Origin of the sequence: Phytobacter palmae (assembly GCF_039409775.1) — a bacterium.
Taxonomy (GTDB): Bacteria; Pseudomonadota; Gammaproteobacteria; order Enterobacterales; family Enterobacteriaceae; genus Phytobacter; species Phytobacter palmae.
Window position 1 is genome coordinate 107,350 of the sequence record NZ_JBCIVJ010000016.1, and the last position, 22,988, is coordinate 130,337.

The following is a 22,988-nucleotide window of genomic DNA, read 5'->3' on the forward strand; positions in this document are numbered from 1 at the left end:
TTATGGACATGGGCTTTCACTGGCCCGGGAGCGACTTATGAAAGACTTGGTGCAGATTCTGAAAAACACCCGTCAGCACCTGATGACCGGGGTTTCACATATGATCCCCTTTGTGGTGGCGGGCGGTATTTTGCTGGCAGTCTCAGTGATGCTGTATGGCAAAGGCGCCGTGCCCGATACCGCGACGGACCCCAATCTCAAAAAGCTTTTTGACATTGGCGTTGCAGGGCTGACGCTGATGGTACCTTTCCTGGCTGCATATATCGGCTATTCGATTGCCGAACGCTCTGCGCTGGCGCCTTGTGCGATTGGCGCGTGGGTAGGAAACAGCTTCGGCGCAGGGTTCTTCGGTGCGCTGATAGCCGGCATTATTGGCGGCATAGTGGTGCACTATCTCAAGAAAATCCCCGTGCATAAGGTATTGCGCTCGGTGATGCCCATCTTTGTTATTCCGATCATCGGCACCTTTATTACCGCAGGCATCATGATGTGGGGGTTGGGTGAGCCAGTTGGCGCTTTGACCACCAGCCTGACCGCATGGCTACAGGGGATGCAGCAGGGTAGCGTTGTGGTGCTGGCAGTCATTTTAGGACTCATGCTGGCCTTCGATATGGGAGGACCTGTTAACAAAGTCGCCTATGCATTTATGCTGATTTGCGTGTCGCAAGGGGTTTATAGCGTGGTGGCGATAGCCGCTGTCGGTATCTGCGTTCCGCCGCTGGGCTTAGGGTTGGCGACGCTGATTGGCCGTAAGATTTTCTCTTCTGAGGAGCGTGAAGCCGGTAAAGCCGCGCTGGTTATGGGGTGCGTTGGGGTTACCGAAGGGGCAATTCCTTTTGCCGCCGCCGATCCGCTACGCGTAATCCCATCCATTATGGTCGGCTCTGCCTGTGGTGCGGTAACGGCCGCGCTTTTTGGCGCGCAGTGTTATGCCGGTTGGGGCGGCTTAATTGTCCTGCCAGTTGTGGAAGGCAAGCTGGGGTATGTTGCGGCCGTTATCGTCGGCGCGGTGGTAACAGCGGTCTGCGTGAATGTGCTGAAAAGTCTGGCGCGGAAGAAAGTGTCTCAGGTTGGCGAAAAAGAAGACGACCTGGATTTGGATTTTGAGATGAATTAAGGACCTGTCTCAGTAGGCGTAATTGGTGCAGGTAGTTTGAACAACGAGAGAGCAGAAACCGGAGCGTAAACGCAGTACGTGAGGATTTCTTCGCTACGCCACTCTTCGGGCCGCCACACGCGGCGTTCAAAACGCAAACACATTTGTCTGACACTGCCCGGGTTCAAAATGGCAAGCAAAATAGCCCTAATGGAATAGGTTCTAAGTGAGGAATGAATCATGACTAAAATTATCGCAGTAACCGCATGTCCTTCTGGTGTTGCGCACACCTATATGGCAGCTGAAGCGCTGGAAAGTGCCGCCAAAGCCAAAGGCTGGGACGTAAAGGTTGAGACTCAAGGCTCGATTGGTCTGGAGAACGAACTGACCGCAGCAGACGTTGCGCAAGCCGATATAGTGATTCTGACCAAAGATATCGGCATCAAGTCTGAGGAACGTTTTGCGGGTAAAACCATCGTTCGCGTCAACATCAGCGATGCGGTGAAACGCGCCGACGCCATCATGAATAAGATTAGCGCGCATCTGGAGCAAACCGCGTAACCCTTTGTTTGCCTGATCTGGCTTACCGATACGTAGGCCAGATCAGCGCAGTGCCATCTGGCAATCGTATCCACAGGAGTTCCTCATGACCAATCGTATTCAACGCCTCAAAGCCGCTCTGTTTCAAAACAACCGCGAAATTTCGCTTGAGCGTGCGCTGCTTTATACCGCCAGCCACCAGCAGACGGAGGGAGAGCCGGTTATTCTGCGTCGGGCGAAAGCGACCGCGTATATCCTTGAGCATGTTGAAATTTCGATTCGCGATGAGGAACTGATTGCCGGGAACCGTACCATTAAGCCGCGAGCGGGTATTATGTCGCCAGAAATGGACCCTTACTGGCTGCTTAAAGAGCTGGATCAGTTCCCGACACGTCCTCAGGATCGCTTCGATATCAGCGAAGAGGATAAACGCCTTTATCGCGATGTATTGTTCCCGTACTGGGAAAAACGGTCGATGAAAGATTTCATCAACGGCAAGATGACCGATGAGGTGAAGGCCGCCGTCAGCACCCAGATTTTTAGTGTTAACCAGACGGATAAGGGGCAGGGACATATCATTATTGATTACCCTCGCCTGCTGAACCACGGGCTGGGAGAACTGTTGGTGCAGATGCGCCAGCACTGCCAACAGCAGCCGGATAACCATTTCTATCAGGCCGCGCTGTTGCTGCTTGAGGCATCACAAAGGCACATTCTGCGTTACGCTCTGCTGGCAGAGAAAATGGCGGAAAGGTGTTCGGATGCGCAGCGCCGTCAGGAACTGCTGACCATTGCCGCGAATTCCCGCCATAACATTCAGCACAGGCCGCAGACCTTCTGGCAGGCATGCCAGCTGTTCTGGTACATGAATATCATTTTGCAATATGAATCCAACGCCAGCTCGCTCTCGCTGGGGCGTTTTGACCAGTACATGCTACCGTTTTACCAGGCCTCTCTGAACCAGGGCGAAGATCCGGCATTCTTAAAAGAGATCCTTGAATCGCTGTGGGTGAAATGCAATGACATCGTACTGTTGCGTTCCACCAGCAGCGCACGCTATTTCGCCGGATTCCCGACGGGGTATACCGCGCTGCTCGGTGGGCTGACGGAGAATGGACGCAGCGCGGTGAATGTGCTTTCGTTCCTGTGCCTTGATGCCTATCAGAGCGTGCAGTTGCCGCAACCGAACCTTGGCGTGCGCACCAACGCGCTGATTGACACGTCCTTCCTGATGAAAACGGCGGAGACGATTCGCCTCGGCACCGGTATCCCGCAGATCTTTAATGATGAAGTGGTGGTGCCCGCCTTCCTGAACCGTGGCGTTTCGCTGGAAGATGCGCGTGATTACGCGGTGGTGGGCTGCGTGGAGCTGTCGATTCCTGGCAGAACCTACGGCCTGCACGACATCGCCATGTTCAATCTGTTGAAAGTGATGGAAATCAGCCTCTATGAAAACGAAGGCAATAGCGCACTGACATATGAAGGACTGCTGGCGCATATTTGCGCCAAAATCAGCCACTACATCACGCTGATGGTGGAGGGTAGCAATATCTGCGATATCGGCCATCGCGACTGGGCGCCAGTGCCGCTGCTTTCTTCGTTTATCAGCGACTGTCTGGATAAGGGGCGTGATATTACCGATGGCGGTGCGCGCTATAACTTCTCCGGCGTGCAGGGCATTGGCATCGCTAACCTGAGCGACTCCCTGCATGCGCTGAATGGGTTAGTGTTTGAGCAGCAACGCTTAAGTTTTGATGAGTTACTGTCGGTATTAAAAGGTAACTTCGCTACCCCGGAAGGGGAGAAGGTTCGCGCCAGGCTGATCAACCGCTTCGAAAAATACGGCAACGATATTGATGACGTGGATAACATCAGCGCTGAACTACTGCGTCACTACTGCAAAGAGGTGGAGAAATACCAGAACCCGCGCGGCGGGCAATTTACGCCGGGTTCTTATACCGTTTCCGCGCACGTGCCGCTGGGTTCGGTGGTGGGAGCGACGCCGGACGGCCGTTTTGCTGGTGAGCAACTGGCGGACGGCGGCTTGTCGCCGATGCTGGGCCAGGATATGCAGGGACCGACGGCAGTACTGAAATCGGTGAGTAAACTGGATAATACACTGCTGTCGAACGGCACTCTGCTTAACGTGAAGTTTACCCCTGCAACCCTTGAAGGGGAGGCGGGGTTAAACAAGCTGGCGGATTTCCTGCGCGCGTTTACCCAGCTCAAGCTGCAGCACATCCAGTTTAACGTGGTGAATGCCGATACATTGCGGGAAGCGCAGCAACGCCCGCAGGATTTCGCCGGACTGGTGGTACGCGTGGCGGGGTACAGCGCCTTCTTTGTCGAACTGTCGAAGGAGATTCAGGATGACATCATTCGCCGCACCGCGCATCAACTGTGAGGTCGTGGAACCGCGTAGTGATGAAATTGCACGCATCTTCAACATTCAGCGTTATTCACTGAATGACGGACAGGGGATTCGCACGGTGGTCTTTTTTAAAGGCTGCCCGCATACCTGTCCGTGGTGCGCCAATCCTGAGTCAATTTCACCACGTATTGAAACGGTGCGGCGGGAGAGTAAATGCCTGCATTGTGCGCCGTGTCTGCGCAATGCCGATGAATGCCCTTCCGGTGCGTTTGAGCGCATTGGCCGTGATATCACGCTGGGTGAGCTGGAACATGAAGTGCTGAAGGATGATATCTTCTTTCGTACCTCCGGCGGCGGGGTGACGCTCTCCGGCGGTGAAGTGTTGATGCAGGCGCCTTTCGCCACCCGTTTTTTACAGCGCATGAAGCGGTTGGGGATTCAGTGCGCCATTGAAACTGCAGGGGATGCGCCAGCCAGCCGCCTGTTGCCGCTGGCAAAAGCGTGCGATGAGGTCTTATTCGATCTCAAAATAATGGATGCTGTTCAGGCGCGCGAAGTGGTCAATATGAATTTGCCGCGCGTGATAGAGAATTTACGGCTATTAGTCAGTGAGGGAATCCATGTGATCCCTCGCCTGCCGTTGATTCCTGGCTTTACGCTCAGTACAGAGAACTTACAGCGCGCATTGGCGTTGTTGGCATCGTCAGGCATAAAGCAGGTACACCTGCTACCGTTTCATCAGTATGGCGAACCGAAATATCGCCTGCTGGGGCTGCAGTGGTCGATGAAAGATATCCCTGCCCCATCTGAGCAAGAGGTGGCGGCACTGCGTGAGATTGCGGAATGTGCCGGATTTCAGGTAACCACAGGAGGTTAACATGGCAGTCTCACCTGGACGACATCTGGTGGCAGTGACCGCGTGTGTGAGCGGTGTGGCGCATACCTATATGGCTGCCGAGAGGCTGGAAAAGCTCTGCCAGCAAGAGAAGTGGACCATCAAGATTGAAACCCAGGGGGCGCTGGGGACCGAAAATCGTCTAACGGAAGAGGATATCAGCCGTGCCGATGCGGTATTGCTGATCACTGATATCGAGCTGACGGGCGTGGAGAGATTTACCCAAAGTCGCTATATTCAGTCGGGTATTAGCGCTTTTCTACGGGAACCTCAGCGGGTCATAAGCGCGGTGCGTAAACTTCTTTCGGCGCCGCAGCATACCCATATTATTCTGGAATAGTCTTCTTTTCCGTCAACTGGCTGTGATACTGCCGACGATACTCTGAGGGCGAACGCTCCGTATTTTTTCGAAACAGGCGGCAGAAGTAGTTACTGTCGACAAACCCACAGGTATGAGCAACCTCTTTGACTTTCAGATCGTAACCCTTCAGTAGCGTTTTGGCGTGCTCCAGCCGCGTATGGTTCAGATATTCATTAAAGCCAATGGCACCCGTTTTCTGAAACAGGTGCGAGAGGTAATTCGGCGAGATATAAAATGCCTGAGCCACCGATTCACGGGTTAAAGGCATGGCGTAATTTTCGTCGATATAATCGCGAATGGCTTCGAAAAGTGCCTGACTACGCGAGGCCGTTTGGATTTGGCTGCCGAGCAGGTCGGCGCAGTGGCTCAGGAGGCTGGCGACGATAAGGCGAGCGGTTTGCTGTTCTTTCGGCTGCATTTGCATCTCGTGCAACGTTTGCAGCAGGAATGAACCAATACGAGGACCCCGGCGGGCGACGTGCTGTTTGGCCAGATTATGTAACTCAGCGCCGTCCCAGTGAGTGACGCTGAAACCGAGTTGCTGTTTACCGAACAGTACGCTCAGCGTAGTGACAGGCATCTGCCATTGGGGGGCATTCCAGCCGCCAGCGGGTATGTAAAGCACATCCTGTTCGGTCATCAATGACGTCTCTCCATTGATGTTCATCTCCGTCAGCGTCCCTTCCAGCACTATTTCCAGACGCGGGAAATCCACCTGTAATGCTGAGGAGGGCGCGGGACCAGCGGCAGTGGCAAAACAGATTTTCCGTAGAGGAGTCTGGCCGCTAATCAGGCGGGTGAGCAGATGGCTGACGTCGTAATTCATGATTTCCTTTTCCGTGCGCACGAACCGCTCAACCTTAACTGGCGGCATAAAAAAAGGCCACACTATGTGTGACCTTTTACGCCGGGCTGTGAGGATTAGCCGGTATTACGCATACCTGCCGCTACGCCTGCGATGGTGACCATCAGCGCCTGCTCTACGCGGCGATCCGGTTCCTTACCTTCTTCTTCCGCTTTACGGGAGCGGTGCAGCAACTCAGCCTGCAGCACGTTCAGTGGGTCGGTGTAAATATTACGCAGTTGGATAGATTCGGCAATCCACGGTAGATCGGCCATCAGATGGGAATCGTTAGCGATTGCCAGAACCACATTGATATCTGCTTCGAGCAGCTTACGCAGCTCGCTGCCCAGAGCCCACAATTCTGGTTTCACCAGACGCTGATCGTAGTATTCCGCCAGCCACAGATCGGCTTTGGAGAAAACCATTTCCAGCATGCCAAGGCGGGTTGAGAAGAATGGCCAGTCGCGACACATGGCTTCAAGTTCGCTCTGTTTACCGTCTTCTACCACTTTTTGCAGCGCCGCACCCGCACCCAGCCAGGCTGGCAGCATCAGGCGGTTTTGCGTCCAGGCGAAAATCCACGGAATGGCACGCAATGACTCCACGCCACCGGTCGGACGGCGCTTAGCCGGGCGTGAACCGAGGGGTAATTTACCCAGTTCCTGCTCTGGTGTTGCGGAGCGGAAGTACGGCACAAAGTCTTTGTTTTCGCGTACATAGCCGCGATACATGTCACAGGAGATGGTAGACAGCTCATCCATAACGTGACGCCACGAATCTTTCGGCTCTGGCGGCGGCAGCAGGTTTGCTTCCAGAATCGCGCTGGTGTACAGCGACAGGCTGCTAATGGTGATTTCCGGCAGACCGTATTTGAAGCGAATCATCTCGCCCTGTTCGGTCACGCGCAGGCCACCTTTCAGGCTTCCTGGCGGTTGAGAGAGCAGTGCCGCATGAGCCGGGGCACCGCCGCGACCAATGGAACCGCCGCGACCGTGGAACAGCGTCAGCTCGATACCAGCTTTTTCACAGGTTTTGATCAGTGCGTCCTGAGCCTGGTACTGCGCCCAGGATGCGGCCATTACGCCCGCATCTTTCGCGGAGTCGGAATAGCCAATCATCACCATCTGTTTGCCCTGGATAAAGCCGCGATACCAGTCAATATTCAGCAACTGGGTCATCACGTCATTGGCATTGTTGAGGTCATCCAGCGTTTCGAACAGTGGAGCAACCGGCAGCGCGAAGCCAATACCGGCCTCTTTTAGCAACAGATGAACGGCCAGCACGTCAGACGGCGTTTTCGCCATGGAAATGACGTAAGCGGCGATAGAGCCCTTCGGCGCTTCAACAATCACTTTGCAAGTGTCGAGCACTTCGCGGGTCTCTTCACTCGGCTCCCACTGACGTGGCAGCAGCGGACGTTTCGAATTCAGTTCACGGATCAGAAACGCCTGTTTGTCGGCTTCGGACCAGCTTTCGTAATCACCGATACCGAGATAACGGGTCAGTTCGCCCAGTGCTTCGGTATGGCGTGTGCTCTCCTGACGAACATCAATACGCACCAGCGGTACGCCAAAGCATTTCACGCGACGCAGGGTATCAAGCAGTTCGCCGTTAGCGATGATGCCCATACCGCAGGCCTGCAGGGATTTATAACAAGCGTAGAGCGGTTCCCACAGCTGTTCGTTCTGAGTGAGCAGGCCTGCCGGTTTCGGCAGTTTCTGACCTTTCAGGCGGGCTTCCAGCCAGGCCTGGGTTGCCATCAACTGACCACGCAGTTTTTTCATCAGGTAACGGTACGGCTCTTGCGCGCCTTCGGCACCGGCAAGGTCGCGAAGCTCGTCGGTACATTCAACCATCGAGAGCTCTGAGATCAGCAACTGAATATCTTTCAGGAACAGATCAGTTGCTTTCCAGCGGCTCAGCAACAGGACATGACGAGTAATATCTGCGGTAACGTTCGGGTTGCCGTCGCGGTCACCGCCCATCCAGGAGGTAAAACGTACCGGTACAAAATCAACCGGCAGCTTGTAATTCAGGTTCTCTTCAAGCTGTTCGTTGAGCTCGCGAAGATAGTCAGGCACACCTTCCCACAGGCTGTTTTCCACCACCGCAAAGCCCCATTTGGCCTCGTCGACCGGGCTGGGACGGTGTTTACGAATTTCATCGGTATGCCAGGACTGCGCGATAAGCTGGCGCAGGCGGCGCATCAACTGATGGCGCTCATAATCGACGATATCGGTGTTATCCAACTGCTTTAAGCAGTTGTTCACTTCCACCATTTTGTGGATCAGCGTACGGCGGGTGATCTCTGTCGGATGGGCAGTCAGCACCAGTTCCAGCGACAGCGATTCGACGGCTTGCCTGATGGTCGTTTCGTTGAGATCGGGTTGGTCTTTCAGTTTACGCAGAGTACGAGCAATCACTTCCGGGTTGTTTGCGGCTTCGCCTTTTGGCGAAATGCTATGGTATTGCTCAGCGGTGTTGGCAAGGTTCAGAAACTGGCTGAATGCGCGGGCAACCGGCAGCAGTTCATCATTGGACAGGTTTTGCAGCGTATTGAGCAATTCCTGACGATTAGCTTCATTACCAGCACGTGAAGATTTGGACAGCTTACGGATTGTTTCGACCCTATCAAGGATGTTCTCTCCCAACGCATCCTTGATGGTATCCCCCAGCAGCTTGCCGAGCATACTGACATTACTACGCAAAGCGGAATATTGTTCGTTCATGTTAACCCAGACACCCCATCTCATTTTATTTTGTTATATCCACCGTCATGCAACGTGAAACGGATAGATATCAGACACCGCCTTTTATAAAGCCACGTAAAACCCACGACGTCAATTGCGGCGAAATCGGTTCAGCAAACGAATAAATGGCGTAAATTTACGAAATTTAATTCGCTTCCCGGCTAATAAGCGTTGCTTATGGAATTGTGAACAATGTCACTCTATTTTACCCTCACTCCGGATGTGGTTAACCGGAGTGAGGTGATGCAAATTAATGCCAGCAGAAATGATGGACCACCTGCGTGATTAACTCACGGGTAGGTTTAATAAAGCGGGTCTCAAGATATTCATCGGGCTGATGAGCCTGATTGATCGAGCCAGGTCCCAATACCAGCGTCGGGCACAGCGTCTGGATAAACGGCGCTTCGGTGCAGTAATTGACCACTTCCGTTTCTACACCCAACAGTTTTTCGACCACGTCGACCAATTGATGGTCCTGCGGGCACTCATAACCCGGGATCGGCGGGTGAAGTTCAGAAACCGTCAGGCGACCCGGCCAGCGGCTGCTTACCGGCTCCAGCGCCTCATTGAGCAGGCCATTCAGATCTTCAAGCGTCATCCCCGGAAGCGGGCGAATGTCCATATGCAGTTCACAACAGGCGCAAATTCGGTTAGACGCGTCACCACCGTGGATGCTGCCGAGGTTCAATGTCGGATAGGGTACGGTGAACGCATCGTAGTGAAAACGCTCTTTCAGATTGTCGCGTAGCTGCAGAATATGACCAATGGCATCATGCATCAGTTCAATAGCATTTACCCCTCTGGCGGGATCGCTTGAATGACCCGATTGCCCCAGTATGCGAATTGCACTGGAGATATGGCCTTTGTGCGCGCGGACCGGTTGCAGTGAGGTGGGCTCGCCGATGATGGCGCAATCCGGCCGCAGTTGCGTATTTTCAGCAAAATAACGCGCACCTGCCATGCTGGTCTCTTCATCGGCCGTCGCCAGAATGTAGAGCGGCTTTTTCAGTTTCGTCACATCAACATCACGCAACGCGTCAAGAATGAAGGCGAAGAAGCCTTTCATATCGGCGGTGCCCAGGCCGTAGAGCTTGTTATCATGTTCCGTCAGCGTGAAGGGATCGCGCGTCCAGCGCCCGTCATCAAAGGGAACGGTATCGGTATGGCCGGTCAACAGAAGACCGCCAGCGCCCTCACCGATGCTGGCTAATAGATTAAACTTGTTGCGTGTGCCGGGGACGGGTTGTACTTCAACCTTGAACCCGAGGTCGCCAAACCATCCAGCCAGCAGATTGATTAAAGAAGCATTGCTTTGATCAAGGGCTTCTTCCGTTGCGCTGATAGACGGAGTGCCAATCAGGGCGCGGTAAATCTCGATAAATGGTGGCAAATTCATTTTCATTGTTGACATACCTGAGTTCGTGATAGTATCAATATTCATGCATTAATAGTGAATAAAAATACATTAATGCTGAGCGTAAAGGAACCCATCCGGCGCCTTTACAGCGCGACGTGGGATTGATGCCAAATCACTCCCTGGCAAACATGACGTACTAAGAAGGTAGACTGCCCCGATGTTGAACACATTAATTGTGGGTGCCAGCGGTTACGCCGGCGCAGAGCTAGTGACCTATGTAAATCGCCATCCTCATATGAACATAACCGCTTTGACGGTTTCAGCGCAAAGCAATGATGCAGGAAAATTGGTCTCTGATTTACATCCGCAGTTGAAAGGCATTGTCGACCTGCCATTGCAGCCGATGTCGGATATCAGTGAGTTCGCACAAGGTGTGGATGTTGTATTTCTGGCAACGGCGCATGAAGTTAGCCACGATTTGGCGCCACAATTCCTCGCTGCAGGTTGCGTGGTTTTTGACCTGTCTGGTGCGTTTCGTGTTAACGATCCTGCGTTCTATGAAAAATTCTATGGCTTTACTCATCAACATCCGGACCTCCTCGCGCAGGCAGTGTATGGTCTGGCGGAGTGGAACACGGATGCACTGAAAGAGGCGAAGCTGATAGCCGTACCGGGTTGCTACCCAACGGCGGCTCAGCTCTCCCTTAAACCACTGATCGATGCGGGTGTGCTGGAACTGAATCAGTGGCCAGTAATTAACGCCACCAGTGGTGTGAGTGGCGCAGGGCGTAAAGCCGCTATCTCGAATAGTTTCTGTGAAGTCAGCCTGCAGCCGTATGGCGTGTTCAATCATCGTCATCATCCGGAAATCACCACCCACCTGGGCGCTGACGTTATTTTTACCCCGCATCTGGGTAATTTCCCGCGTGGCATTCTGGAAACCATTACCTGCCGTCTGAAACCAGGGGTAACACAGGTTCAGATCGCCGGGATTTTCCAACAGGCTTATGGCAATAAACCGCTGGTACGCCTGTACGATAAAGGCGTTCCGGCTCTGAAAAATGTGGTTGGCCTGCCGTTCTGCGATATTGGTTTCGCCGTGAAGGACGAGCACCTGATTGTTGTGGCCACCGAAGATAACTTATTAAAAGGCGCGGCTGCACAGGCAGTGCAGTGTGCCAATATTCGTTTCGGCTACGCTGAAACCCAGTCTCTTATCTAATTGAGTGCAGGCCTGATGATGAATCCATTAATTATTAAACTCGGCGGCGTACTGCTGGATAGTGAAGAAGCGCTGGAGCGTCTGTTTACCGCGCTGGTGAATTATCGTGAATCGCACCAGCGCCCGCTGGTCATTGTCCACGGTGGCGGCTGCGTAGTGGATGAGTTGATGAAACAGCTCAACCTGCCGGTGAAAAAGAAAAATGGCCTGCGCGTGACCCCGGCCGATCAAATCGACATTATTACCGGTGCTCTGGCGGGAACGGCGAACAAAACCCTGTTGGCCTGGGCGAAGAAACATCAGATTCCATCTGTCGGTCTGTACCTTGGCGACGGTGACAGCGTGAAAGTGACGAAACTGGATGAAGAACTGGGCCATGTGGGCCAGGCGCAACCGGGTTCGCCGAAGCTTATTAACGCGTTACTGGACGGTGGTTTCCTGCCGGTGATTAGCTCCATTGGCGTGACCGATGAAGGCGAACTGATGAACGTCAACGCAGACCAGGCGGCGACGGCACTGGCGGCAACGCTGGGCGCAGATCTGATTCTGCTCTCCGATGTGAGCGGTATTCTGGATGGTAAAGGTCAGCGTATTGCCGAGATGACGGCGGCTAAAGCTGAGCAGTTAATTGCGCAGGGCATCATCACCGATGGCATGATTGTGAAAGTGAATGCGGCGCTGGATGCGGCACGTACGTTGAATCGCCCGGTGGATATCGCCTCCTGGCGGCATGCGGATCAGTTACCGGCGCTGTTTAACGGCACACCAATCGGCACACGTATTCTGGCTTAAAATTTTCCCTGACCCTCTCTTTAGAGGAGAGGGTGAAAGACAGGCAACATTAAACGAATTTAAGGAAGCATGTTATGGCACTTTGGGGTGGGCGTTTTACTCAGGCAGCAGATCAACGGTTCAAACAGTTCAATGACTCTTTGCGCTTTGACTATCGCCTGGCGGAGCAGGATATCGTTGGCTCTGTGGCCTGGTCCAAAGCGTTGGTTACTGTGGGTGTGTTAACCAGCGAGGAGCAGCTTCAACTGGAAGATGCGCTGAATATCCTGCTGGAAGAAGTGCGTGCTAATCCACAGCAGATCCTCGAAAGCGATGCCGAAGACATTCACAGCTGGGTGGAAGGCAAACTGATTGATAAAGTCGGTCAGTTGGGGAAAAAGCTGCACACCGGGCGTAGCCGTAACGATCAGGTCGCGACCGATCTCAAACTGTGGTGCAAAGACACGGTGGCTGAGCTGCTGACCGCAAACCGTCAGTTGCAAAGCGCGCTGGTTGAAACCGCAGAGAATAACCAGGATGCGGTAATGCCGGGTTACACCCACCTGCAACGTGCGCAACCTGTCACTTTTGCCCACTGGTGCCTGGCCTATGTAGAAATGCTGGCGCGTGATGAAAGCCGTCTGCAGGATACGCTTAAGCGCCTGGACGTGAGCCCGCTGGGCTGTGGTGCGCTGGCGGGCACCGCTTATGAAATTGATCGCGAACAGCTGGCAGGCTGGCTGGGTTTTGCATCCGCAACCCGCAACAGCCTGGACACCGTTTCTGACCGTGACCATGTACTGGAGCTGCTCTCTGATGCATCTATCGGTATGGTCCATCTCTCTCGTTTCGCCGAAGATCTGATTTTCTTCAATACCGGTGAAGCCGGATTTGTTGAATTGTCCGATCGCGTTACCTCCGGCTCGTCCCTGATGCCACAGAAGAAAAATCCGGATGCGCTGGAGCTGATCCGCGGCAAATGTGGCCGTGTACAGGGAGCGCTGACCGGTATGATGATGACCCTGAAAGGCCTGCCGCTGGCGTACAATAAAGATATGCAGGAAGACAAAGAAGGACTGTTCGATGCTCTCGATACCTGGCTTGACTGCCTGCACATGGCGGCGCTGGTGCTGGACGGCATTCAGGTGAAACGTCCGCGTTGCCAGGAAGCGGCGCAGCAGGGTTATGCGAACGCGACCGAGCTGGCGGATTATCTGGTTGCCAAAGGTGTGCCATTCCGTGAAGCGCACCATATTGTTGGTGAAGCTGTGGTGGAAGCTATCCGTCAGAGTAAACCGCTCGAAGAGCTGGCGCTGGCGGATTTGCAAAAATTTAGCGCGGTGATTGCCGATGATGTTTATCCGATTTTGTCGCTGCAATCTTGCCTTGATAAACGCGCAGCAAAAGGTGGCGTATCACCAAAACAGGTCGCTCAGGCCATTGTCGATGCGAAAAACCGCCTGGTTTAATCCTCTTTGCTCTTCCCCAAAGGGCGAAAGAGCAAACCCTGACAAAGGCAGCGCTTGCTGCCTTTTCTCTTTTTATTGTGCGCAAAAAAAAAGCGGACCGTAGGGTCCGCAAATGTTCACGTTGGCTTTAGTTGTTCAGAGAGAACTTGCAGTGGCATCAAGGGTAATGATTCCCGCTTCGTTTCTTGAGTTAATGATTGAACAGAATGCTTGATAGGGATAATCGTTCGTTGCTATTCTATCTATCGCCATGAACTATCGTGGCGACGGAGGATGAATAATGAATATTCGTGATCTTGAATATCTGGTGGCGTTAGCTGAACACCGCCATTTTCGCCGTGCTGCGGATTCCTGCCACGTCAGCCAACCAACACTGAGCGGGCAAATTCGTAAACTGGAAGACGAGCTTGGCGTTATGCTGCTGGAGCGTACCAGCCGCAAGGTCTTGTTCACTCAGGCCGGTTTACTGCTGGTGGATCAGGCGCGTACCGTGCTGCGTGAGGTCAAAGTGCTCAAGGAGATGGCAAGTCAGCAAGGGGAAACGATGTCCGGCCCACTGCATATTGGCTTAATCCCTACCGTTGGACCCTATCTGCTCCCGCATATTATCCCTATGCTGCATCAGACGTTCCCGAAACTGGAAATGTATCTGCATGAAGCGCAGACCCATCAGCTTCTGGCGCAACTGGACAGCGGCAAGCTGGATTGTGCAATCCTGGCACTGGTGAAAGAGAGTGAGGCCTTTATTGAGGTGCCGCTTTTCGACGAACCCATGATGCTGGCGATTTACGAAGACCATCCGTGGGCGAATCGCGACCGCGTCCCGATGTCCGATCTGGCGGGTGAAAAACTTCTCATGCTGGAAGATGGGCATTGCCTGCGCGATCAGGCGATGGGCTTCTGCTTTGAAGCGGGTGCAGATGAAGACACTCACTTCCGGGCGACCAGTCTGGAGACACTTCGCAATATGGTAGCTGCAGGCAGCGGAATCACGTTACTGCCAGCGCTGGCGGTACCGCGTGAGCGTGTGCGGGATGGTGTAGTGTATCTGCCATGTATAAAACCGGAGCCGCGTCGTACGATTGGTCTGGTTTATCGTCCTGGCTCACCGCTGCGTAGCCGCTATGAGCAGCTGGCAGAGGCCATCCGTGGTGCGATGGATGGCCATTTCGACAGTGCGTTAAAACAGGCGGTTTAAGCCATTTAGCGCGGCTACCCGATAGGCTTCTGCCATGGTCGGATAGTTAAAGGTGGTGTTAACAAAGTATTCGATTGTGTTACCGCCACCTTTTTGCTCCATAATCGCCTGGCCGATATGAATGATTTCGGCCGCGCGTTCCCCAAAGCAGTGAATCCCTAGAATCTCTTTGGTTTCGCGATGGAACAGGATTTTCAGCGTGCCAACGTTCATGCCCACAATCTGCGCTCGCGCCAGGTGTTTAAACTGAGCCCGGCCCACCTCATAAGGTACTTTCATTGCCGTTAGCTGCTGCTCGGTTTTGCCCACAGAGCTAATTTCCGGAATGGTGTAAATGCCGGTTGGAATGTCTTCAACCAGGTGTGCTGTCGCTTCACCTTTCACCATCGCCTGCGCGGCAATACGCCCCTGATCATAAGCCGCCGAAGCAAGGCTTGGGTAACCGATCACGTCGCCAACGGCATAAATATGCGGTAACGCTGTCTGGTACATACTGTTGACTTTCAACTGACCACGGCCATCAGCATCCAGACCAATATTTTCCAGTTGTAAACTGTCGGTGTTGCCGGTACGACCATTTGCGTAGAGCAGACAGTCTGCTTTCACTTTCTTGCCGGATTTCAGGTGCATAATCACACCATCATCCATTCCCTCAATCTGCTCATACTCTTCGTTATGGCGAATAACGACGCCGCTGTTCCAGAAGTGATAGGAAAGGGAGTCCGACATTTCCTGATCCAGGAAGGCCAGCAGGCGATCACGGGTGTTGATCAGATCGACTTTGACATTCATTCCCCGGAAGATCGAAGCGTATTCGCAGCCGATCACCCCCGCACCGTAGATGATCACGTGGCGAGGTTCGTGGTGCATATTCAGAATCGAGTCACTGTCATAAATGCGCGGATGAGAGAAGTCCACATCGGCCGGGCGATAGGGGCGAGAGCCACAGGCTATCACGAACTTCTCGGCGGTGAGGGTTTCCACTGAACCATCCGGGCATTCCAGCGAAACTGTGTGAGGATCAATAAAATGGGCGTTACCCTGCAAGATCTCACAGCGATTACGCTCATAAAAACCTTGCCGCATCTGCGTTTGTTGGTTAATCACGCTATCCGCATGATTGAGAATATCGGCGAAAGAGGAACGAAGAAGGCGGGTGTGGTCGCTATATAAAGGGTTTTGGTTAAATTCGATAATACGGCTGACCGCGTGGCGAAGGGCTTTCGAAGGGATGGTTCCCCAGTGGGTACATCCTCCGCCCACGTTGTGATAGCGCTCAATGACTGCTATCCGGGCACCTTGTTTAACCAGCCCCATAGCAGCGCCTTCGCCGCCGGGACCGGAGCCTATAACTATTGCGTCGTAATCGTAGGAATGTGGCATGGGAGGGCTTACCTGTTCTTATACATAAAAACAACATAATAGTAACATCGTTAGCGGGATAACCCAATTATCGTTGTGCTTTTTTCATGCAGTAAAGCAGAAAGAGCTCGTAAACAATCATTCACAATCCAGTACAATCCGATTAGTTTTATTCTCTGGTATAGTGCCAGCAGGTCTGCGGAGGGATTCAAGCATCGTGATGGGCGTTAGAGCGCAACAAAAAGAAAAAACCCGGCGTTCGCTGGTTGAGGCGGCATTTAGCCAGCTTAGCGCTGAGCGCAGTTTTGCCAGCCTGAGTTTGCGCGAAGTTGCGCGTGAGGCGGGCATTGCCCCGACGTCCTTTTATCGCCATTTCCGCGATGTGGATGAGCTCGGCCTGACCATGGTCGATGAGAGCGGCTTAATGCTGCGTCAGTTGATGCGTCAGGCACGCCAGCGTATCGCAAAAGGCGGCAGTGTTATTCGAACTTCCGTTTCGACCTTTATGGAATTTATCGGCAACAATCCGAACGCATTTCGCCTGCTGCTCCGTGAACGGTCCGGCACCTCAGCGGCATTCCGCGCTGCGGTAGCACGTGAAATTCAGCACTTTATTGCGGAACTTGCCGATTATCTCGAACTCGAAAACCATATGCCGCGTGCGTTCACCGAAGCGCAGGCCGAGGCAATGGTCACTATTGTTTTCAGCGCGGGTGCCGAGGCACTGGATATCGGCGTTGAGCAACGCAGGCAATTAGAAGAGCGACTGGTATTGCAGCTGCGGATGATCTCCAAAGGTGCGTACTACTGGTATCGCCGTGAACAAGAGAAACTGGCGCATCAAACCGACGAGTGAAGGATAAGTAATGAAACAATCTGTCCAGGATAGAGGTACATTGTTGCTGGCGCTGATCGCTGGCTTATCGATTAATGGCGCATTTGCAGCGATTTTTAGCTCGATCGTGCCTTTTTCCGTCTTCCCGATCATCTCACTGGTGCTAACGGTGTACTGCCTGCATCAGCGCTATCAAAACCGAACTATGCCGGTCGGGTTGCCGGGCCTGGCCGCGGCCTGCTTTATTCTGGGCGTGTTACTTTACAGCACCGTTGTACGGGCGGAATATCCGGCTATTGGCTCTAATTTCCTGCCAGCGGTATTGTCCGTAATCCTGGTTTTCTGGATTGGTTATCGCATGCGTAACCGTAAGTCAGAACTGTAAACCATAGATGAAGCGCATCCTGCCCTTGAGCTGATGCGCTTCGTCTTCTATTTCGCAGTGAGCAATACGCCGCACTCCATATGGTGCGTGTAAGGGAACTGATCGAACAGCGCAAGGCGTTCAACGCGGTGTGTCTGGCTCAGAGTTTCCAGGTTCTTACACAGTGTCTGCGGATTACAGGAGATATAAAGAATACGCGGATAGGCCTGCACCATCTTTTCCGTTTCCGCATCCAGCCCGCTACGCGGCGGATCGACAAAAATCGTCTCGCACTGATAATCTTTCAAATCGATACCCTGCAAGCGGTTGAATTCACGCACGCCGTTCATTGCCTGGGTAAACTCTTCTGCTGACATACGAATGATTTGCACGTTATCGATATGATTCGCGGCGATATTATATTGTGCAGCCGCAACCGAAGGCTTGGCGATTTCTGTAGCCAGAACGCGATCAAAATTACGTGCAAGTGCCAGTGAGAAATTGCCGTTGCCGCAGTAGAGCTCCAGCAGGTCGCCTGTTGAATCTTTCGTTGCGCCCAGTGCCCACTCCAGCATCTGAATATTCATTGCCGCGTTGGGTTGTGTGAAGCTGTTTTCAACCTGGCGATAAATCATCTCTTTTCCGGCAACCGGTAGACGTTCGTCAATATAATCCTGATCCAGTTCGATTTTAGTTTTGGTGGCGCGTCCGATCAGGTGCACATTCAGGTTTTTCGCACGTAAGGCATCACGCAGACGCGTGGCCTCTTCACGCCATTCGTCATCCAGTTTTTTGTGATACAGCAGGGAGACAACGGCCTGATTGCTCATGGTGGTCAGGTAGTCAATCTGAAACAACTTGTGGCGAAGCACTTTATTGCCTCGCAGGCCGTCCATCATCTCTTTCATTAACTGATTGATCAGTTCGCTTGCCGCCGGGAAGCTATCGACGCGGATTCGGCTTTTCGTCTGCTGATCAAAAATAATGTGGTAGAGATCGTCGCCATCGTGCCAGATACGAAATTCGGCGCGCATGCGGTAATGGCTGACCGGTGAACGGAACACCTCCGGAACGGGCGCGGAAAAAGGCGTCATCATGGCTTGCAGACGTACGACTTTCTCAGCCAGCTGGGCTTCGTACTGTTCTGTCGGCAGGTGTTCGGGTGTCATTGTGCTTCCTGAATGATTAAGAATAACGCGGGGGATTGTAGGGATTGCTCAGGGGATGTCCAGTCCTGGATGTTTTTTCAATTCCCGGCATAGCAGTCTGGACATCTATATGTTTCTGAATGTAGCATCCTTGTTCCGGTCCTGTGAGTTAAAAGGGAATCCAGTGTAAATCTGGAGCTGACGCGCAGCGGTAAGGATGTGTGGGATGATAGCGAAAGCAGACACTGCATATATATGTGGGAAGTCATCATCTTGTTGTACCTCCCAGCCCGAAGACCTGCCGGAATTACGTCGCATTTGGCGCCATCATCGCGAGCTATTGATGACGCCTGCGGCATCCTTATTATTTTGTGGATGCTCTCACAATGATTAAAAAAGCTTCGCTGCTGACGGCGCTCTCCGTCACGGCATTTTCCGGCTGGGCGCAGGATGGTAACCCGGACTCTCTGGTAGTAACAGCAAACCGTTTTCAACAACCGGTGAATACCGTACTGGCACCCACCGATGTGGTGACGCGTGAGGATATTCAACGCTGGCAGTCAAAAGACCTTAACGATGTGATGCGTCGCCTGCCTGGAGTGGATATTGCCCAGTATGGTGGAATAGGGCAGAGCTCCTCTCTCTTTGTTCGCGGTACCGAAGCGCGTCATGTGCTGGTATTGATTGACGGCGTACCGATGGCGCGTGCCGGTATTGGCAACGCAATTGATATTGGTCAGATCCCGGTGTCGCTGGTACAGCGTATTGAATATATCCGTGGGCCACGTTCTGCGGTTTATGGCTCAGGAGCCATTGGTGGCGTGGTTAACATCATTACGATGAGTGACGATGAGTGTGCGCAGATTAACGCAGGGATGGGAAGCAACAGTTACCAGAACTATGACGGCGCGATAAATCAACGCTTTGGCGATACGATGGTGACGGCTGCTGGCGCGTATCAGACGACCAAAGGTTTTAACGTACAACCCGATTCAACCTATGCGGATGACAGCGATCGCGACGGTTATCGCAATAAACTATTCTGGGGCGGCGTTCAGCATAAATTTAACGATAGCATCTCAGGGTTCTTCCGCGGGTATGGCTACAGCTCAAATACCGATTACGACCAGGGCAGTGGTGGTTACGCAGGCGGTGGTGATGAAAGCCAGAATTACACCCAATCATGGGATACCGGCCTTAATTATCATTCCGGTATCTATTCATCTCAGCTGATTGCCAATTATCAGCACCTTAAAAATTATAATTACAATGCGCAGGATGGTCGCTATGCAGCGAGCGCAAGCCTGGACAATATGGAGCAGCGTTACATCCAGTGGGGTAACAACGTCGAGGTTGGACATGGCTCCGTTAGCGGTGGCGTTGACTGGAAACAGGAGAAACTGCAATCCAGCGGCACATCCAATACGGATATCTACAAGCGCGATACCACCGGGCTCTATCTGACAGGTCAGCAGCAAATTGACAAGGTAACCCTGGAAGCATCCGGGCGTGAAGACCATGACGAACAGTTCGGCTGGCATGGTACCTGGCAGACAGCGGCGGGTTGGGAGTTCGTTGATAATTACCGTGTAACGCTTTCTTACGGTACCGGGTTCCTGGCTCCGTCACTTGGTCAGCAGTTTGGTGCGGAGCGGTTTGGTATTGCTTCCAACCCGAATCTGAAACCAGAAGAGTCAAAGCAATGGGAAGCTGGGCTTGAAGGCCTGACGGGACCGCTGGACTGGCGACTGTCTACATATCGCTATGAAATCAATAACTTGATTGATTACGATAACAACGCTTATTACAACGTAAAATCGGCCACCATTAAAGGTCTGGAGTGGACCGGAAACGTGACAACAGGTCCTGTCGATCATCATTTAACGCTGCAATATATCGATCCGCGTGATGACGAAACCAATAAGGTGCTTGCACGTCGTGCGAAGCAGCAGGTTAAGTACGAACTGACCGGGCAGATTTATGACCTGGGCTGGAATGTTGCGTATCAATATCTGGGGCAACGCTATGACAACGCCTATGACGCAACAACTTATACCTCCCATACAGTTAAACTGGGCGGTGTAAGCGTCTGGGACATTGGATTGTCATATCCAATGACCTCTCACCTGACAGTTCGTGGTAAAATAGCCAACCTGTTCGATAAAGATTACGAGACAGCTTATGGCTACCAAACTGCAGGACGAGAATACACCTTGTCTGGCAGCTACACCTTCTAAACTGCGGCCTACCGTGCTGGTGTTCGATTCTGGCGTTGGTGGGTTATCGGTTTATGATGAGGTCCGGCACCTCCTGCCGGACCTGCATTACATTTACGCATTCGACAATGTCGCCTTTCCTTATGGTGAAAAGAGCGAAGAATTCATCGTTGAACGTGTTGTCGAAATTGTCACTGCCGTTCAGGCTCAATATCCCCTGGCGCTTGCCGTTATTGCCTGTAATACCGCCAGCACTGTTTCTTTACCTGCGCTACGCGAGAAATTCGCTTTCCCGGTTGTTGGGGTGGTTCCCGCCATCAAACCCGCTGCACGCTTAACGGCGAATGGTGTGGTGGGATTACTGGCGACACGAGCGACCGTAAAACGTCCTTATACCCATGAACTCATTAAGCGCTTCGCTAACGAATGCAAAATTGAATTGCTGGGTTCTGCGGAGATGGTTGAGCTTGCGGAAGCGAAGTTACACGGTAAACCCGTTCCGTTGGATGAGCTCAAACGCATCTTACGCCCGTGGCTGCGGATGCCGGAGCCACCCGATACCGTGGTGCTCGGCTGTACACACTTCCCTTTATTGCAGCATGAGTTGTTACAGGTTCTTCCCGAGGGGACGAGGCTGGTAGATTCTGGTGCGGCTATTGCGCGTCGTACGGCATGGTTGCTTGAGCATGAAGCACCTGAGGCTAAATCAGAAGATGAGAATCTGGCCTATTGCATGGCTGTCACACCAGAAACTGTTCTTTTATTGCCCGTTCTACAGCGCTATGGCTTCGGAACGCTCGAAAAACTCGCACTTTAATTGTCTTTTGAGCAAAAAAGAGACGGTTGAAAAATTTTTTAAAATTAGGGCTTGTCACTTCACAGGAACTCCCTATAATGCGCCTCCACTGACACGGAACAACGGCAGACAAGCCGCCGGGTCAGCAGGGTTTTCAGGCAAATGCCGGTGAGAAGCCCGCAGGGAAAAGTAAAAATAAATACTTGACTCTGCAGCGGGAAAGCGTAATATGCACACCCCGCGCCGCAGCGAAAAACGAAGCGGCACTGCTCTTTAACAATTTATCAGACAATCTGTGTGGGCACTCAAAGTGACATGGATTCTTGATGTCCTCGGACACTAAATGAATACCAAGTCTCAAGAGTGAACACGTAATTCATTACGAAGTTTAATTCATTGAGCATCAAACTTTTAAATTGAAGAGTTTGATCATGGCTCAGATTGAACGCTGGCGGCAGGCCTAACACATGCAAGTCGAACGGTAACAGGAAGCAGCTTGCTGCTTTGCTGACGAGTGGCGGACGGGTGAGTAATGTCTGGGAAACTGCCCGATGGAGGGGGATAACTACTGGAAACGGTAGCTAATACCGCATAATGTCGCAAGACCAAAGAGGGGGACCTTCGGGCCTCTTGCCATCGGATGTGCCCAGATGGGATTAGCTAGTAGGTGGGGTAACGGCTCACCTAGGCGACGATCCCTAGCTGGTCTGAGAGGATGACCAGCCACACTGGAACTGAGACACGGTCCAGACTCCTACGGGAGGCAGCAGTGGGGAATATTGCACAATGGGCGCAAGCCTGATGCAGCCATGCCGCGTGTATGAAGAAGGCCTTCGGGTTGTAAAGTACTTTCAGCGGGGAGGAAGGCAGTACGGTTAATAACCGTGCTGATTGACGTTACCCGCAGAAGAAGCACCGGCTAACTCCGTGCCAGCAGCCGCGGTAATACGGAGGGTGCAAGCGTTAATCGGAATTACTGGGCGTAAAGCGCACGCAGGCGGTCTGTCAAGTCGGATGTGAAATCCCCGGGCTCAACCTGGGAACTGCATTCGAAACTGGCAGGCTTGAGTCTTGTAGAGGGGGGTAGAATTCCAGGTGTAGCGGTGAAATGCGTAGAGATCTGGAGGAATACCGGTGGCGAAGGCGGCCCCCTGGACAAAGACTGACGCTCAGGTGCGAAAGCGTGGGGAGCAAACAGGATTAGATACCCTGGTAGTCCACGCCGTAAACGATGTCGACTTGGAGGTTGTGCCCTTGAGGCGTGGCTTCCGGAGCTAACGCGTTAAGTCGACCGCCTGGGGAGTACGGCCGCAAGGTTAAAACTCAAATGAATTGACGGGGGCCCGCACAAGCGGTGGAGCATGTGGTTTAATTCGATGCAACGCGAAGAACC

18 protein-coding genes, 1 rRNA gene and 1 riboswitch are annotated in these 22,988 nt (G+C 52.9%); of the genes, 14 read left to right on the forward strand and 5 right to left on the reverse strand.

All coding sequences use genetic code 11. The annotated features are described in order from the left end of the window. Positions 1-37: 37 nt before the first annotated feature. The 5 genes from AAIG39_RS18840 (at position 38) to AAIG39_RS18860 (ending at position 5,242) form a co-directional block, all read left to right on the forward strand. Positions 38-1,117, forward strand: coding sequence for a PTS fructose transporter subunit EIIC (locus AAIG39_RS18840; RefSeq protein ID WP_090087777.1), 1,080 nt, complete (start codon positions 38-40; stop codon positions 1,115-1,117). 219 nt (positions 1,118-1,336) lie between these two features. Continuing rightward, a complete protein-coding gene (locus AAIG39_RS18845) occupies positions 1,337-1,657 on the forward strand; it encodes a PTS fructose-like transporter subunit IIB (RefSeq protein ID WP_090087780.1) in 321 nt (106 codons plus the stop codon). An 85-nt stretch (positions 1,658-1,742) separates the two neighbouring features. Then, positions 1,743-4,040, forward strand: coding sequence for a formate C-acetyltransferase (locus tag AAIG39_RS18850; protein ID WP_343194486.1), 2,298 nt, complete (start codon positions 1,743-1,745; stop codon positions 4,038-4,040). After that, positions 4,006-4,884, forward strand: a complete 879-nt coding sequence (locus AAIG39_RS18855; protein WP_249569738.1) for a [formate-C-acetyltransferase]-activating enzyme — start codon at positions 4,006-4,008, stop codon at positions 4,882-4,884. Before AAIG39_RS18850 ends, AAIG39_RS18855 begins: the two co-directional genes overlap by 35 nt. Before the next feature lies 1 nt (position 4,885). Then, complete coding sequence (locus AAIG39_RS18860) at positions 4,886-5,242, forward strand: PTS fructose-like transporter subunit IIB (protein ID WP_249569739.1); 357 nt, start codon at positions 4,886-4,888, stop codon at positions 5,240-5,242. On the opposite strand, the gene AAIG39_RS18865 is transcribed toward AAIG39_RS18860, so the two are convergent. The 3 genes from AAIG39_RS18865 to argE all read right to left on the reverse strand — a co-directional run bounded on the left by AAIG39_RS18865 (position 5,229) and on the right by argE (position 10,259). After that, on the reverse strand, positions 5,229-6,089 hold the full coding sequence (locus tag AAIG39_RS18865) for a helix-turn-helix transcriptional regulator (protein ID WP_090087792.1): 861 nt from the start codon (positions 6,087-6,089) through the stop codon (positions 5,229-5,231). The two genes, AAIG39_RS18860 and AAIG39_RS18865, sit on opposite strands and share 14 nt — an antisense overlap. 95 nt (positions 6,090-6,184) lie before the next feature. Continuing rightward, complete coding sequence (gene ppc, locus AAIG39_RS18870; protein WP_090087793.1) at positions 6,185-8,836, reverse strand: phosphoenolpyruvate carboxylase; 2,652 nt, start codon at positions 8,834-8,836, stop codon at positions 6,185-6,187. Between the two features lie 271 nt (positions 8,837-9,107). Further along, the gene (gene argE / locus AAIG39_RS18875; RefSeq protein ID WP_090087796.1) at positions 9,108-10,259 is read right to left on the reverse strand and encodes an acetylornithine deacetylase; all 1,152 of its coding nucleotides are present in this window, start codon (positions 10,257-10,259) and stop codon (positions 9,108-9,110) included. A 172-nt stretch (positions 10,260-10,431) separates the two neighbouring features. On the opposite strand from argE, the gene argC reads away from it, so the two are divergent. The 4 genes from argC (at position 10,432) to oxyR (ending at position 14,874) form a co-directional block, all read left to right on the forward strand. Continuing rightward, positions 10,432-11,436, forward strand: a complete 1,005-nt coding sequence (gene argC / locus AAIG39_RS18880; RefSeq protein ID WP_090087798.1) for an N-acetyl-gamma-glutamyl-phosphate reductase — start codon at positions 10,432-10,434, stop codon at positions 11,434-11,436. A 15-nt stretch (positions 11,437-11,451) separates the two neighbouring features. Next, entirely contained in the window at positions 11,452-12,228 is a 777-nt protein-coding gene (gene argB, locus AAIG39_RS18885; RefSeq protein ID WP_090087801.1) for an acetylglutamate kinase, read from the forward strand. Between the two features lie 74 nt (positions 12,229-12,302). Then, positions 12,303-13,676, forward strand: a complete 1,374-nt coding sequence (argH, locus tag AAIG39_RS18890) for an argininosuccinate lyase (RefSeq protein ID WP_090087803.1) — start codon at positions 12,303-12,305, stop codon at positions 13,674-13,676. 280 nt (positions 13,677-13,956) lie between these two features. Then, positions 13,957-14,874 (forward strand): DNA-binding transcriptional regulator OxyR, encoded by a 918-nt coding sequence (gene oxyR, locus AAIG39_RS18895; RefSeq protein WP_090087805.1) that lies wholly within the window; start codon positions 13,957-13,959, stop codon positions 14,872-14,874. Here the strand turns inward: oxyR and sthA are convergent. Continuing rightward, positions 14,857-16,257 (reverse strand): Si-specific NAD(P)(+) transhydrogenase, encoded by a 1,401-nt coding sequence (sthA, locus tag AAIG39_RS18900; RefSeq protein ID WP_039077270.1) that lies wholly within the window; start codon positions 16,255-16,257, stop codon positions 14,857-14,859. The genes oxyR and sthA overlap by 18 nt on opposite strands. A gap of 196 nt (positions 16,258-16,453) precedes the next feature. On the opposite strand from sthA, the gene fabR reads away from it, so the two are divergent. Together fabR and AAIG39_RS18910 are read left to right on the forward strand one after the other, a co-directional pair. Beyond that, the gene (fabR, locus tag AAIG39_RS18905) at positions 16,454-17,092 is read left to right on the forward strand and encodes an HTH-type transcriptional repressor FabR (protein ID WP_139223073.1); all 639 of its coding nucleotides are present in this window, start codon (positions 16,454-16,456) and stop codon (positions 17,090-17,092) included. A 10-nt stretch (positions 17,093-17,102) separates the two neighbouring features. After that, positions 17,103-17,456 carry a YijD family membrane protein gene (locus AAIG39_RS18910; RefSeq protein ID WP_090087809.1) on the forward strand — a complete coding sequence of 118 codons (354 nt, stop codon included), beginning with the start codon at positions 17,103-17,105 and terminating at the stop codon, positions 17,454-17,456. Between the two features lie 47 nt (positions 17,457-17,503). On the opposite strand, the gene trmA is transcribed toward AAIG39_RS18910, so the two are convergent. Continuing rightward, on the reverse strand, positions 17,504-18,604 hold the full coding sequence (trmA, locus tag AAIG39_RS18915; protein WP_090087811.1) for a tRNA (uridine(54)-C5)-methyltransferase TrmA: 1,101 nt from the start codon (positions 18,602-18,604) through the stop codon (positions 17,504-17,506). A gap of 119 nt (positions 18,605-18,723) precedes the next feature. Then, positions 18,724-18,903, forward strand: a riboswitch (cobalamin riboswitch). Between the two features lie 66 nt (positions 18,904-18,969). Here trmA and btuB point away from each other — a divergent pair. From btuB to AAIG39_RS18930, 3 genes are all read left to right on the forward strand, one after another. Further along, positions 18,970-20,820 (forward strand): TonB-dependent vitamin B12 receptor BtuB, encoded by a 1,851-nt coding sequence (btuB, locus tag AAIG39_RS18920; RefSeq protein WP_343194487.1) that lies wholly within the window; start codon positions 18,970-18,972, stop codon positions 20,818-20,820. Then, entirely contained in the window at positions 20,765-21,616 is an 852-nt protein-coding gene (murI, locus tag AAIG39_RS18925) for a glutamate racemase (RefSeq protein WP_090087815.1), read from the forward strand. Before btuB ends, murI begins: the two co-directional genes overlap by 56 nt. Before the next feature lie 392 nt (positions 21,617-22,008). Continuing rightward, a 16S ribosomal RNA gene (locus AAIG39_RS18930) occupies positions 22,009-22,988 on the forward strand; the annotation flags it as partial.